Annotated in this window: 10 protein-coding genes; 6 read left to right on the forward strand and 4 right to left on the reverse strand. The window is 72.7% G+C overall.

Going from position 1 to position 14577, the window contains the following annotated elements; genetic code table 11:
• The first annotated feature begins 33 nt into the window (after window positions 1–33).
• From AC6EXY_RS19335 to AC6EXY_RS19350, 4 genes are all read left to right on the forward strand, one after another.
• Window positions 34–699, forward strand: a complete 666-nt coding sequence (locus tag AC6EXY_RS19335; protein ID WP_101832571.1) for a succinate dehydrogenase cytochrome b subunit — start codon at window positions 34–36, stop codon at window positions 697–699.
• Between the two features lie 19 nt (window positions 700–718).
• Window positions 719–2662: a fumarate reductase/succinate dehydrogenase flavoprotein subunit gene (locus AC6EXY_RS19340; RefSeq protein ID WP_101832572.1), complete on the forward strand. Its 1944-nt coding sequence runs from the start codon at window positions 719–721 to the stop codon at window positions 2660–2662.
• Window positions 2663–2675: 13 nt separating this feature from the next.
• Entirely contained in the window at window positions 2676–3422 is a 747-nt protein-coding gene (locus tag AC6EXY_RS19345) for a succinate dehydrogenase/fumarate reductase iron-sulfur subunit (protein ID WP_101832573.1), read from the forward strand.
• A gap of 86 nt (window positions 3423–3508) precedes the next feature.
• Window positions 3509–4792, forward strand: coding sequence for an NAD(P)/FAD-dependent oxidoreductase (locus tag AC6EXY_RS19350; RefSeq protein WP_243407667.1), 1284 nt, complete (start codon window positions 3509–3511; stop codon window positions 4790–4792).
• Between the two features lie 261 nt (window positions 4793–5053).
• Here AC6EXY_RS19350 and AC6EXY_RS19355 read toward each other — a convergent pair whose 3' ends face one another.
• The 3 genes from AC6EXY_RS19355 to AC6EXY_RS19365 all read right to left on the reverse strand — a co-directional run bounded on the left by AC6EXY_RS19355 (window position 5054) and on the right by AC6EXY_RS19365 (window position 10604).
• Window positions 5054–6520 carry a collagen-like domain-containing protein gene (locus AC6EXY_RS19355; protein WP_499817687.1) on the reverse strand — a complete coding sequence of 489 codons (1467 nt, stop codon included), beginning with the start codon at window positions 6518–6520 and terminating at the stop codon, window positions 5054–5056.
• Between the two features lie 98 nt (window positions 6521–6618).
• Window positions 6619–8757: a DUF4012 domain-containing protein gene (locus AC6EXY_RS19360; RefSeq protein WP_243407669.1), complete on the reverse strand. Its 2139-nt coding sequence runs from the start codon at window positions 8755–8757 to the stop codon at window positions 6619–6621.
• Window positions 8758–8780: 23 nt separating this feature from the next.
• Window positions 8781–10604, reverse strand: coding sequence for a tyrosine-protein kinase domain-containing protein (locus AC6EXY_RS19365; protein ID WP_101832576.1), 1824 nt, complete (start codon window positions 10602–10604; stop codon window positions 8781–8783).
• 117 nt (window positions 10605–10721) lie between these two features.
• Here AC6EXY_RS19365 and AC6EXY_RS19370 point away from each other — a divergent pair, with 117 nt between their 5' ends.
• The gene (locus AC6EXY_RS19370; RefSeq protein WP_499817688.1) at window positions 10722–12653 is read left to right on the forward strand and encodes a polysaccharide biosynthesis protein; all 1932 of its coding nucleotides are present in this window, start codon (window positions 10722–10724) and stop codon (window positions 12651–12653) included.
• On the opposite strand, the gene AC6EXY_RS19375 is transcribed toward AC6EXY_RS19370, so the two are convergent.
• A complete protein-coding gene (locus AC6EXY_RS19375) occupies window positions 12643–13599 on the reverse strand; it encodes an NAD-dependent epimerase/dehydratase family protein (RefSeq protein ID WP_101832578.1) in 957 nt (318 codons plus the stop codon). The genes AC6EXY_RS19370 and AC6EXY_RS19375 overlap by 11 nt on opposite strands.
• Window positions 13600–13770: 171 nt before the next feature.
• Here AC6EXY_RS19375 and AC6EXY_RS19380 point away from each other — a divergent pair, with 171 nt between their 5' ends.
• Window positions 13771–14529, forward strand: a complete 759-nt coding sequence (locus tag AC6EXY_RS19380) for an acetyltransferase (protein ID WP_101832579.1) — start codon at window positions 13771–13773, stop codon at window positions 14527–14529.
• The last annotated feature ends 48 nt before the right edge of the window (window positions 14530–14577 follow it).

The raw sequence follows: 14577 nt of genomic DNA on the forward strand, positions 1-14577 counted from the left end.
CCCCCGCGCCCCAAGCGGTCCTCCTCCGCCCCGTTGAACTTCTGGCGTTCAACGATCGGCAAGAAGACCGTGATGGCCGTCACGGGCGCACTCATGCTGCTGTTCCTGATCGTGCACATGCTCGGCAACCTGAAGATCTTCTTCGGCCCGACCGACTTCGACCACTACGCCCACTGGCTGCGCACGATCGGGGAACCGGTCCTGCACGGAGCATGGTTTCTGTGGATTATGCGGGTCGGCCTGGGTCTGGCGGTGATCCTGCACGTCGTCTCCGCGTACCAGCTCAGCCGGCGTGACCTGAAGGCGCGGCCGACCAAGTACGTCCACCACCAACGGGCCAGAGCCAGCTACGCGACGCACATCATGCGTTACGGCGGCATCACCCTGGCGCTGTTCATCGTTTACCACCTCCTGGACTTCACGACCCTCACCCTCAACCGGCACGGGGTCGAAGGCGCGGCCTACGACAACGTCGTGTCGAGTTTCAGTGTGTGGTGGGTCACTGTCATCTACATCGTCGCCATGCTCAGCCTGGGACTCCACATCCAGCACGGTTTCTGGAGCGCCGCCCAGACGCTCGGGGTGAACCGGCCGAGCCGCGACCGAGCACTCAAGGCGACCGCGACGACACTCGCCGTTCTCCTCACGGCCGGATTCATCGTGGTTCCGGTGGCGGTCCTCGCCGGGCTCGTGGACTGAAGACGCGAAGAAGGCTGACATGACGTTCTACAAAATCGGCGACGACATCGCCGACACCACCGCGCCGGACGTCCCGATCGAGCAGCGCTGGGACAAGCGCCGCTTCGACGCCAAGCTCGTCAACCCGGCGAACCGCCGCCGCCACTCCGTGATCGTCGTCGGCACGGGCCTCGCCGGCGGCGCGGCTGGGGCGACCCTGGCCGAGCAGGGCTACCGTGTCATCCAGTTCTGCTACCAGGACTCGCCGCGGCGCGCGCACTCGATCGCCGCCCAGGGCGGCATCAACGCGGCGAAGAACTACCGCAACGACGGTGACTCGGTCTACCGGCTGTTCTACGACACGGTGAAGGGCGGCGACTTCCGCGCGCGGGAGTCCAACGTCTACCGGCTGGCGCAGACGTCGACGCAGATCATCGACCAGTGCGTCGCGCAGGGCGTGCCGTTCGCCCGCGAGTACGGCGGTCTGCTCGACACCCGCTCGTTCGGCGGTGTGCAGGTCGCGCGGACGTTCTACGCCCGCGGCCAGACGGGCCAGCAGCTGCTGATCGGCGCCTACCAGGCGCTGTCGCGGCAGATCGACGCCGGCAACGTGGAGATGCACGCCCGCACCGAGATGCTCGACCTGATCGTGATCGACGGCCGCGCCCGCGGCATCGTCGCCCGCGACCTGATCACCGGGCAGGTCTCCACCTACCTGGCCGACGCGGTCGTGCTCGCCACCGGCGGCTACGGCAACGTCTTCTACCTGTCGACGAACGCCAAGAACTCCAACGCGAGCGCGATCTGGCGGGCGCACCGGCGCGGCGCGTACTTCGCCAACCCGTGCTACACGCAGATCCACCCGACCTGCATCCCGCGTTCCGGCGACTACCAGGGCAAGCTCACCCTGATGAGCGAGTCGCTGCGCAACGACGGCCGGATCTGGGTGCCGAAGAACCCCGGCGACACCCGCTCCCCGGACCAGATCCCCGAGGCGGAGCGCGACTACTACCTCGAGCGCATCTACCCGGGCTTCGGCAACCTGGTCCCCCGCGACATCGCCTCGCGCGCCGCGAAGAACCAGTGCGACCTCGGCCGCGGCGTCGGGCCCGGGGGCCTGGGCGTCTACCTCGACTTCGCCGACGCCATCCGCCGGATGGGCGAGGACAAGGTCCGCGAGAAGTACGGCAACCTGTTCGAGATGTACGACCGCATCACCGGCGAGGACCCGTACAAGGTCCCGATGCGGATCTACCCGGCCGTCCACTACACGATGGGCGGCCTGTGGGTGGACTACGACCTGCAGAGCACCATCCCGGGCTGCTTCGTCGTCGGTGAGGCGAACTTCTCCGACCACGGCGCCAACCGCCTCGGCGCCAGCGCCCTGATGCAGGGTCTGGCCGACGGCTACTTCGTGCTGCCGCCGATGCTCGGCAACTACATCGCGTCCACCAAGCTCGAGAAGGTGGACGCCAGCCACCCGGCCGTGGTCGACACGGTCAACGAGGCGACCGGCCGGCTCACCAGGCTGCTCTCGATCGACGGCGAGCGGACGGTGGACTCGTTCCACCGCGAGCTCGGCGAGATCATGTGGGAGGAGTGCGGCATGGCCCGCAGCGAGGACGGCCTGCGCAAGGCGCTCGGCCGGCTGCCGGAGCTGCGTGAGGAGTTCTGGCGCTCGGTGAAGGTGCCCGGCACCGGTGACCAGCTCAACCAGAGCCTCGAGCGGGCCAACCGGGTGTCGGACTTCCTCGAGCTCGGCGAGCTCATGTGCGTCGACGCGCTGCATCGCGAGGAGTCCTGCGGCGGCCACTTCCGGGTCGAGAGCCAGACCCCGGACGGCGAGGCCCGCCGCGACGACGACCGGTTCGCCTACGCCGGCGCGTGGGAGTTCGGCGGCACCGGCACCGGCGACCAGCCGATCCTGCACAAGGAGCCGCTGAACTTCGACTACGTCCACCTAGCACAGCGCAACTACGCGTGAGAAGGAGCCGACGGTGAAGCTCACCCTGCGGATCTGGCGCCAGGCCAGCCCGGACGAGCCGGGGCGCATGGTGGCCTACGAGGTGCCCGACGCCAACCCGGACATGTCCTTCCTCGAACTGCTCGACGTGCTCAACGAGCGGCTCACCCTGGAGGGCGACGACCCGGTGTCCTTCGACCACGACTGCCGGGAGGGCATCTGCGGAGCCTGCGGCGTGGTCATCAACGGGCAGGCGCACGGCCCGCGCGAGCGGACCACCACCTGCCAGCTGCACATCCGCGAGTTCAACGACGGTGACGTGATCGACGTCGAGCCCTGGCGCTCGGTCGCGTTCGGCGTCATCAAGGACCTGATGGTGGACCGGTCGGGCCTCGACCGGATCATCCAGGCCGGCGGCTACATCAGCGCCCCGACGGGCAGCGCCCCCGAGGCGCACTCCACGCCGGTGCCGAAGCCGATCGCGGACACGGCGTTCGACAACGCCACCTGCATCGGCTGCGGCGCGTGCGTCGCGGCCTGCCCGAACGGCTCATCGATGCTGTTCACCTCGGCGAAGGTGGCGCATCTCAACAGCCTGCCGCAGGGCGCGCCGGAGCGGGCGGAACGCGTGCTCAACCTCGTCGAGGCCATGGACGCCGAGGGCTTCGGCGGCTGCACCAACACCGGCGAGTGCACGGTGGCCTGTCCGAAGGGCATCCCGATGGACAGCATCGCCACACTCAACCGCGAGTACCTGCGGGCCTCGCTCGGCCGCAAGTAACACCCGCTCCACCGTGGCGCCGGTCGGTGCCGGCTCGCCGCCCGGATCTCGGGCGAGCCGGCACCGACTGGCGGACAATCATGCCGATGGACAATCGGACGCGGGCCGTTCCCGATCACGTGGCCGTCGTCGGCGGCGGGATGGTCGGGCTGTGTGTGGCCTGGTTCCTGCAGGACCACGGCGTACGCGTCACGGTCTTCGACCGGGACCGGCTGACCCGTGGCGCGGATCCCGCCGGCGCCGGCTCCTCCTGGGGCAACGCCGGCTGGCTCACCCCCTCCCTGACCACCCCGCTGCCCGACCCGGCGGTGCTGCGCTACGGCCTGCGGGTGCTGTGGCGGTCGGACTCCCCGGTGTACGTGCCACCGGTCGCCGACATGGCGCTCGCCCGTTTCGTCGCCGGCTTCGTCCGGCACAGCACCCAGCGCCACTGGCAGGCGGCGATGCGGGCGCTCGCACCCCTCACCCGCAGCGCGCTCGGCGCCTTCGACGACCTCGCCGCCGGCGGGGTGAGCGCGCCGACCCGCGCAGCGGCACCGCTGCTCGCCGGCTACCAGCGGCGCGCCGACCTCGACGTGCTGCTCGCCGAACTCGCCGAGGTGCGCGCGGCCGGGCAGCGGGCCGACGTCGACGTGCTCGATCCCGTCACCGCGCGCGACCTCGAACCCCTGCTCGGCGAGAACGTCCGCTACGTCGTGGCGCTGCACGGGCAGCGGTTCACCGATCCCGGGCGCTTCGTCGCCGCGCTCGCCGACAGCGTGCGCGAACGCGGCGGCGTCCTGCACGAGTCGACGGCGGTCGACGCGCTGCGCCCCGCCGCCGAGCACGTCGAGGTGGACACCTCACCCGCGTCCGCCGCCTGCGCGGTCGACGCGGTGGTGCTGGCCACCGGCGCCTGGCTGCCCCGGCTGGGTGGGCCGTTCGGGATCCGCCGGCCGGTGCAGGCCGGCCGCGGCTACAGCTTCCACGTCGCGACCCCGCAGCCGCCGAGCGGGCCGATCTACTTCCCCGCCTCCCGGGTGGCCTGCACGCCGATCGGCGCCGGGCTGCGGGTCGCGGGAATGATGGAGTTCCGCGCGCCGGACGCCCCGCTCGATCCGCGGCGGATCCAGGCGGTGGTGACGGCGACCCGCGGCCTGCTGCGCGGGGTGGACCTCGACCGGCGTACCCACGAGTGGGTCGGGCCCAGGCCCTGCACACCGGACGGCCTGCCGCTGGTCGGTCGGACGTCGTCGCCGCGCGTCTTCGCCGCCGGCGGCCACGGCATGTGGGGAATCACGCTGGGCCCGGTCACCGGCCGCCTGCTCGCGGACGCGATCGTCACCGGCCGTGCCGTCCCCGAGCTCGCCCCCTTCGACCCGCTGCGCTGACAGGAACCCGGCGCTGAGCGGGCGCCCACGCCAGGATGGCCGCCCCCGCGCGGGTGGGGGCGGCCGGGTCGGCCTCCGCCGGTGGCCGCGGCTTGGCGGCGGACGGCCCGGCGGGACCGATGGTCGTGCGCTGTTTCCTGTGGAGTGCGCTGTTTCCTGTGGAGTGCGCTGTTTCCTGTGGAGTGCGATGCACCCGCACCGCCGCGGGCGCGTGGCCAGCGGCGATGCGGGGAGAACCGAACCGATCAGGCCCCGAACCGATCAGGCCTCGGTCCGCGTGGCGGTGGCGGTCGTCATCGCGGCGACCCGGCGGCGGCGGGCGGCCACCCGCAGCAGCGCTCCGCCACCGAGCAGGGCGAGGGCGATCGAGGCCATCGCACCGGTCTCGACACCGGTGAACGGCAGTGCCCCGCCCCCCGGTGCCGCCGCGCCGCCGGCGCCCACCCCGCCGCCGCCGCCGACGACACCGACGCCGACGCCGGCGACGACGCAGGGCACGCCGTCGTGGCCGTCCCTACGGTCCTTGTCGTCCCGGTCCTTGTCGCCGAACAGGCCGTCCTTGTCGTCCCGGTCCTTGTCGTCCCGGAAGCCGTCCTTTCCGTCCCGGAAGCCGTCCTTGTCGTCCCGGAAGCCGTCCTTGTCGTCCCGGAAGCCGTCCTTGCCGTCGTGGAAGCCGTCCTTGCCGTCGTGGCCGTCCTTGAAGCGGTCCCCGTCGGACAGCTCGTCGGCCCGGGCCTCCCGGAAGCCGTCCTTGCCGTCCCGGAAGCCATCCTTGCCGTCCCGGAAGCCGTCCTTGCCGTCCCGGAAGCCGTCCTTGCCGTCCCTGAAGCGGTCCTTGTCCCCGAAGCCGTCCCCGAAGCAGCCGTCGCGGTCGTCGCGGTCCTTGCCGTCGTGGCCGATCCAGTCGCCGATCCAGCTGCCGATCCAGCCCGGGTCGAAGGGCAGGCCCTCGATGCCGTGCTGGCCGAATCCGACGACCAGGACGTCGGCGTTGACGATGCGGGTACCCGCGGCCTGGGCCGGCGGCGGGTCGAGGGCTGCCGCCAGACCGACGTTGATCGGCGGCACGACCGGGCCGACCTCGCCGGTCCCGGCGTCGGGAGCACCGGCATCCGTCAGTCCCTCGGGCTCAGCGATCTGCGGACCACCCGGTCCACCGGGACCGCCCGGCCCACCAGGACCACCCGGTCCACCAGGGCCGCCGGGACCACCGGGGCCACCCGGACCGCCCGGGCCCCAGGGGCCGCCGTGCGGCGGGAAGATCGGCCTGCCATTGCCCGGCCTGTGCCGCGGCTGGCCGCCGCGGCCAGGTCCCGGTACGACGCCGGTCGTGCCGGTGGTGAACACGCCCCGGCCGATGGCGGCGAGGTGCTGCGAGCCGGTCTGTGTGAGGTTCACGGGAACGCCGAACGCACCGGTGCGGCCCGCGTAGGTGCGGGTGCGGAGAACGCCGTTGACCTCGATCTGAATGGCGGAACCGGGGACGAATCCGCAGCCGCTGAACACCACGCTCTCGCCGGCGATGATCACCGACTTGCTGACGCTGCCCGACCCGATAGGCCCCGAGCAGTTGCTGCTGCCGCCGCTGCCGCCACCACCGACGGGCGGATACGCTGTGTCACCGAGAATGGGCGGGTCGTCGATAGCCGCGGCGGGCAGGGCAGGCAGCGCGGCGAGCGCCATGCCGCCGCCTGCCACCAGCGCGACTCCGAGGGGTCGGAACTTCATACAGGCACTCTCCCTGCGGAAGATCAGGTCAAGCAGATGAACGATTGACGACACGGAGAGTATCGATAACTACTCTCCGTGTCCACAACCTTCCGCAGTCAACTTCCAACTCTACGTGACCATGGGGAGGTGACCGGCACCCCCTGGACGTCGAGGCGCTCCGGCACCGGCAGCGGCTGCGGCCGCACGGCGAGCGCCGGACCCGCCTGCGGCTCCAGCACCTTGAGTTCCAGCGTCCTCGTCTGGCCCCGGTCGATGGTCAGGTAGGTCGAGACGACCGGCAGGCCAGCCTCACTGCCGGTGGTCAGACCGATGGGCTGACCGTCGAGGCGTGCGCCCGCGAAGAGGCTGTCCCGACCCGTGTACACCGACAGCCAGATGCTGTTCTGGGCACCCGGGTTGCCGTCGGAGTTCGGCTCGTCCGCTCGGTTGCGCACGTATGCGGTCAGGCCGTCGGGGGCCGTGTTGGTGACCCGGACCACGATCGTCACCGCACCCGCGCCGTTCGGCAGCCGTTGCACGCTGTAGCTGGTCCGCCGTCGCAGCCAGTAGTCAAGCTTGCTGGCCGCGGCGTTCTGGGTGACGACGGCGAGATACGGACCGGTGCCGGTGGGCAGCGCGCCACCCAGCGCCGTCGACGAAAGAACCTCCTGCTCATCGGCGTGGTCACTTGACACAGTCAACCGCCCCTCTCGGACCGCCCGGGTCAGAGCGGTGAGGAGCTTCGCCGAATTGCCCCCGCCGGATTCCAGCGACCCGTAGACCGCCTGCCCGACCTGCGCGAAGAAACGGTCCCGCCCCGACACCGTCGGGATCCGCGCGTAGACCTGCGACTCCACCAGATCCACCAGGTTCCCCGCCGAGACGACCTGCCCGCCCGGCAGCACCGCGGGCCGCCCGCCCGCCAGCAGGTAGGCCATCGTCGTCGGATCGAGGCTGATCGTGCCGTCCACCGGGACGCCCGTCCCCGTGCGGTACATCGCCGTGTAGAAGCGGGCGGCGGTCGGGTAGTCCGGGGTCAGGTTCGCGTTGGCCCACACCCGGTTCGGCCAGAACGAGCTGTAGCGCGCGCCGAACGAGCCGGTCAGCTCGGCGACCGGATCCGGCTGGGTGGGCCCGCCCGGCAGTGAGCCGTTGCCGGAGATGCCGGTCAGGGCCAGCCGTCCCCGGTCCGCCGTCAGCACGCCGAACCCGCCGATGATTCCCCCGTTGGCCCGGGACTCGGCCGGGTTCTGCACGATGAGCAGGTAGCGGCGCGGGCCGGCGGCGCCGAGCATGTCCGGCCCGATCCGAGCCGCGAGCGCGACGTTGTCCAGCGCGTCGGAGAGCTGCCCGCCGCGGTCGACGAGCTCCGCGCGGGCGCCGTCCACGCCGGTGACCCGGCCGAGCCGGCCGCAGTCGGGGACCCGCTCGGCCGCGGCCCGCAGTGCGTCCAGTGCGGCGGCGGCCCGCTGGGCCGGCTGGCGGGCGGCCGCGAGCGCCGCCACATCGATGGTCATCTGATGCCGCAGCCGCGTCGGGTCGAGGGTGGCGCCGAGATCGGCGACGGCGGGCAGGCCCGTGCCCGACAGGGCGTCCACCGCCCGGATGAGTTCCGCCGCCGACCGGGGCGGGCAGCCCGCCCAGGGGACGTGGCCGAACGCCGACCACACCGGGTCGCCGGTGAGGGAACGGGCCGCGCGGGCCCGCCGGCCGATCGCCGCCACCTGCGCACGCAGGTCGCGCTCGGACGGGTAGTCCCCCGCCATCATCTGCCGCTGCAGCGACGTGATCCGCGCCCGGGCCTGCTCCAGCTGCTCCCGGGCCAGCAGGCCGCGCACACCGACCCAGCCGAGGAGGCCCAGCATCAGGGCGAAACAGAGCGCGATCCCCGCGACGACCCATTTCCGTGGACGCCAGCCCCGTTCGGCACCGTCCCGCTCGTCCTCCTCGCCCGGGGACGGTTGGCCGCCGTCACCGTTCTCGGCTCCCCTGGCGCCAGCGCTGTCGTCGGCGTCGGCGCTGGGCCGCGTGTCCGCCCGTGGTGGGCCATCGCCCGGCCGGTGATCGGCGGGTTCGCCGACGCGGCCGGGAAGGGGCAGTGCGTTGCTGGCGGCACCGGGCCTGGTGCCGAGCTGTGTCCAGGCGGGCCGTGGCGACCCGTCCGGGACGGATCCCGCGCCCGGCTGGCGCGGGATGACAGGTGGATCATCCGAGCCCGTCGCCGCTCGCCGGGCCGGTTGCCCCGGCTCCGGCATGCTGTTCCCCGATCCCCCGGTTGTCACCGACCGGACGGCGGTCGGATGGCGCGCCGCCCGCCCGGCGCCATCCCGGCCTCGGCAGGACCGGCCGTCGCGCCGGCATCGCCCGTGCCGGCGTCACCGGGCTGGCGGCCGCCGTCCGGCTGGGCGGGGCCCCGCCGGCGGAAGCCGGCTCGGGAGCGGGCCTGGACTCCGCCGGAGCGGTCACCGCCGGAGCGGCCGCCGCCGGTCGAACCGGCCGCGTCACGTCCGGCCGCGTCGCGCACCGCCGCGTCGCGCACCGCCACCTCGCGCACCGCCACCTCGCGCCCAGCCACCTCGCGGCGCACGCCGGTTCCCTGCGGATCGGCGTCCGCGGACTCCCGCGCGGCCGGCACCGTGACGGACTCGCGGCCGCCGGCGGGGCGCACGCCGGAGTCGGGTGCGAGCATCCGCGTGGCGCGCGCGGCGGCGGCGCGGGCGTGCCGGCCGCGGGGCGCGTAGCTGCTGTACTGGCCGAAGTAGTAGGCGTCCGGTCCCTTGGTCGGGACCATGTTGAGCACCGTGCCGACCATCCGGGCGTCCACCGCGCGCAGCGTCTCTGTGGCGCGGCGCAACTGCTCACGCCGGGTCCGGCCAACCCGCGCAACCAGCAGGACCCCGTCGGCGCGGGTGGCGAGCACCGCGGCGTCGGTGACGGGCAGCAGCGGCGGGGCGTCGAGGAGCACGAAGTCGAACCGGGTGTGCAGCAGGTCGATGAGGTCGGCCATGTTCTGCGAGCCGAGCAGCTCGCTCGGGTTCGGCGGGACCGGCCCGGAGGCGAGCACCTCGATCTTGCCGGCGCCGACGCGGCCCTCTCCCCACGGCTGCAGGACGTCGTCGAGGTCGGCCGCGCCGATGAGCACCGAGGTGAGGCCCGCCGCCGACTCGACGCCGAGGTAGCCGGAGAACGACGGCCGGCGCAGGTCGCCCTCGATGAGGCAGACCCGGTGGCCGCCCTGCGCCAGGCTGATCGCGAGGTTGCAGACGGTCGTCGTCTTGCCCTCGCCCGGCACGGAACTGGAGACCAGGATCGACCGGGGTCCGGCGTCGACGTCGACGAACTGCAGGTTGGTCCGCAGCTGGCGGAACGCCTCGGCCCGGGCGGAGTGCGGCCGGGCGTTGGTGATGAGCGGGCGGCGCACCGACTCGGTGTCATAGTTGATCATGGCCAGGTTCGGCAGGTCGGTGACGTCACGGGCGTCGTCCTGGCCGGAGATGCTGGTGTCCAGCCGGAAGCGGACGATCGCCGCGGTGATCCCCAGGATCAGGCCGAGCAGCAGGCCGAGCGCCATGTTGCGGGTCGGCTGCGGGGCGACCGGCGAGGTGGGGAGCTTGGCGCGCTCCCACACGTTCACCCGCACGGACGGCGGGCTGTCGTCGGCGGGACGCTCGATCATGGCGACGGCGTCGGAGAACTCCTCCCCGACCGCGTCGGCGATCGACGTGGCCTGCCGCGGGTCCCGGTCGCGCACGGTGGCCTTCAACAGCACCGTGTCCGGGACGGCCTGCGCGGTGACCTGCCCGCGCAGCTGGTCCGGGGTGGTCCGCAGGTGCAGCCGGTGGATGACGGCCATCGCCACCCGGTCGCTCGCCACCAGGTTGGCGTACGACTTCACCCTCTGCTGGGACAGCAGGCCGCCCTGGTAGGCGGAGGCGGCACCGTCGGCGTTGTCCGGCGAGGAGACGACCATGGTCACCGACGCGGCGTACTCCTTCGTGGACCGCCAGGTCGAGCCGGCGGCGAGCAGCCCGCCGAGCACCACGAAGGCGAGCATGAGCATCCAGCTGCGGCGAAGGACGCGGACATAGTCGCGCAGTTCCACTCGTCGACCACCCTCCCGGGATGAAGATCCCGACCACTCACCGTCATTGAGGACCCCCCCAACATACCCGATGAGTAGCGATTATTTTACTCTCCGTTACGCTTACTCTATGGCCTCATGTGGAGACGTAGAGTAGACGGCACGGTCGGTAGCCGGTGGACTGAGCACCTCGCACGGCGCGTGTCGCGCCTCGACCTCCGCCAGCGAGTGGGGCTGCACATCGCGCTCGACAGCCTGGCGATGATCATCGGGCTCACGTCAGCCCAGTTCGGTCGGTTCGACTACACCCTCAGCGCGCTGTCCGGCTTCGGCTTCTGGGTGATCTGCGCCCTCGCGGTCTGCCTGCTCCACTTCCTGGGCACCGCGCTGCACCTGTACCTGGGGCGCTACCGGTTCGGCGGGTTCGAGGAGGTGCTCGGCCTGCTCGTCGCGGTGCTGCTGACGATCGTCGGGGTGCTCGTCGTCATCGCCACGTTCGGCTCCCCCCGGCCGATGCCGCTGAGCGTGCCCCCGCTGGGCGGCACCGTCACGCTCGTGGTCATGTTCGGCGTCCGCTACCTGTGGCGGCTGCTGGAGGAACGGCTGCGCCGCCCCGACCGGAGCCGGGCCGAGCCGATCCTCGTCTTCGGCGCCGGTCAGGGCGGGGAGAGCGTCGTCGCGGCGATGCTGCGCTCGCAGGACAGCCCCTACTACCCCGTCGCGCTGCTCGACGACGACCCGAACGTGTACAACCTGCGCCTGTCCGGCGTGCGGGTGCGCGGCGGGCGGGACGCGATCGGGGCCGTCGCGGCCGACACCGGCGCCCGGACGGTGCTCGTCGCGATCCCGAGCGCCGATGCCGAGCTCCTCCGGGAGATCAGCAGAATCGCCGAGAACGCCGGGCTCGCCGTGAAGGTCGTGCCGCGGGTGGGCGATCTGATCGACGGCCGGGTCGGCGTCGGCGACATCCGCGACATGGACCTCGCCGACCTGCTCGGCCGCCGCCAGATCAGCACCGACATGAGCGGCGCCGCGGGCTACCTGGCGGGCCGCCGGGTCCTGGTCACCGGTGCCGGCGGGTCGATCGGCTCGGAGCTGTGCCGCCAGATCGCCCGCTTCGGCCCGGCCGAGCTGATCATGCTGGACCGGGACGAGTCGGCGCTGCGGGCCGTCCAGCTGTCGATCTCCGGCCGGGCGATGCTCGACGACGACGCCATCGTGCTCGGCGACATCCGCGACCTCGACCTGATGACCAGGCTCTTCGCCGAGCGCCGCCCGCAGGTCGTCTTCCACGCCGCGGCGCTCAAGCACCTGCCCCTGCTGGAGCGCTTCCCCGGCGAGTCGGTCAAGACGAACGTCTGGGGCACGCTGACGATCCTGCGCACCGCGCTCGCCTGCGGCGTCGAGCGGCTGGTGAACATCTCCACCGACAAGGCCGCGAACCCCGCCAGTGCCCTGGGCTACTCCAAGCGGATCACCGAGCGGCTCACCGCGCACCTGGCCGGCCAGGCCGACGGCACCTTCGTCAGCGTGCGCTTCGGCAACGTGCTGGGCAGCAACGGCTCAGTGCTCACCGTGTTCGCCAGCCAGCTCGCCGCGGGTGGGCCGCTCACCGTGACCCACCCGGAGGTGACGCGCTACTTCATGACGATCCCCGAGGCGGTCGAGCTGGTCCTGCAGGCCGGCGCCATCGGCGCGCCCGGCGAGGCGCTCGTCCTCGACATGGGCGAGCCGGTGCGCATCGCCGACGTCGCCCGCCGGCTCGCCGCCCGCGAGCCACGGCCGATCGACATCGTCTACACCGGGCTCGGCACCGGCGAGAAGCTGCACGAGGAGCTGTTCGGCACCGGCGAGTCCGACCGGCGCCCGCATCATCCCCTCATCTCGCACGTGGGGGTGCCGGCGCTGGACCCGGCGCTGACCCTGGCCCTGGACCCTGGCGCGGCACCGGCGTCGGTGCTGGCCCAGCTGGCCGCCCTCACCCGCGCCGCCGCACCCGCCCCCAGCTCCGTGCGCGACCTGATCCCCCGCCAGCCGACGGCGGACCCGGCGAGGGGCGTCACGTCCTGACCGGCGGGTCGGCCGGCGCGCTCACCCCCCGCTCCGCGTACCAGGCGACCGTCGCCTCCAGTGCCTCGCCGAGAGTGATCCCGGTGGCGTCCGGGAACAGCGCGCGCATCGTCGCTGTCGCCGCCTGGGAGTCTCGGACGTCACCGGAGCGCGGCGCGTCGTGGCGCACGGTGAGCGACCGGCCGAGGATCCGCTCCAGCTCGCCGATGACGGTGAGCAGGTCCGTCCTGGTACCGAAGGCGATGTTGACGGGGTCGGGATGGCTCAGCCGCCGTCTCGCCGCGTCGCAGAGCATCTCGGCGACGCTCGCGACGTAGGTGAAGTCGCGGGTCTGCCGGCCGTCGCCGTGCACGGTCAGCGGGCGGCCCGCCAGCGCCGCCTCGATGAACGTCGGCACCACGGCGGCGTAGGCGTGCCCGGCCGACTGGTAGGGGCCGAAGACGTTGAACAGCCGCACCGCCAGCACCGGCAGGCCGAAGGCGCCCTGGTAGGACAGCGCGTATCCCTCGGCGGCCAGCTTCGACGCCGCGTACGGGCTCAGCGGCCGGCAGGGCCCGTCCTCCGGGCGCGGCAGCGTCCCGCCCGCGCCGTACACCGACGAGGAGGAGACGACGACGACGTGCGTCTCGGCCCGCTGGGCGACGTCGAGCACCGTGAGGGTGCCGGTCGCGTTGACCGCGTGGGTCGCCATGGGGTCGAGCAGCGAGCGTTCCACCGAGGGCCGCGCGGCCAGGTGGACGATGCTGTCCGCCCCCGTGCACGCCTCCTCGACCACCTCGCGGTCGGTCACGCTGCCCCGGACCAGCTTGACGGGCAGGCTCGCGAGGTTCGAGACGGCACCCGTGCTGAGATCGTCGATCACGACCACCTCCGCACCGGCGGCGAGCAGCGCCCTGGTCAGGTGGGCACCGATGAAACCGGCACCGCCTGTCACGACTACCTTCACCGATTCATCACCCTTCGAGTTCAGAAGGATGCCGATAGTAGTTGATGGCGACGCGCAATCGTGGCGCCACACTCCGCGTCACCCGCCGGACGTCACATCAACCTCAGGCGCCGCACCGCCGCTGTGAGTGTTGAGTTGAACTCATAGAGATGACGTTCTAGGTTTCGCCGCGTGCCTGACGAGCCACGTCCCCTGGTGATCGTGGGTGCGGACGGCCACGGCCGGGAGCTGCTCGACGTGGTAGAGGCGGTCAACGCGGCCGCGGCGGCCGCCGGCGGCCCGGCCCGTTACGCGTTCCTCGGCTTCCTCGACGACGGCTGTGCCGACCCGGATCCGGTCGCCCGCCGCGGCGCACCGCTGCTTGGCGGCCCGGCCCTGCTCGGCCAGCTCGACGCCGACTACCTCATCGGATACGGCGACGCCGCGACCCGGGCGCGCATCGATCACCACGCGTCCGTGCACGGCCGCCGTCCCGCCACCCTGGTGCATCCGCGGGCGAGCCTCGGCGGCGACGTCCGGCTCGGCCCCGGCACCGTCATCTGCGCTCTGGCCAGCCTCACGACGAACATCCGCACCGGCCGGCACGTGATCGTCGACGTCGCGGCGAGCGTGGCGCACGACTGCCGGCTCGGCGACTACGTGACCATGGCGCCTGGCGCGCGCCTGTCCGGCGGCGTCGCCGTCGGTGCCCAGGCGTGGATCGGCTCGCAGGCGAGCGTCGTCGGCCGCCGCCGGGTCGGCGACCGGGCGGTCGTGGGTGCCGGCGCCGTGGTCACCGACGACATCCGCGCCGCGGAGGTCGTCGCGGGCGTCCCGGCCCGGCCCATCGACGCCGCACCCGGCCGGCCACGGCCCCGCACGGGCTGGCCCGACACCGCGCCCGATCCGCGCGGCGCCGTCCCCGCCGAGCGCCACGCCCGCGTCGACTAGCGGCCCCATCAGCCACGAAATCGCTATTCGTCCATTGAAACGCCGTCA

The sequence above is a fragment of the Frankia sp. RB5 genome (assembly GCF_059816245.1).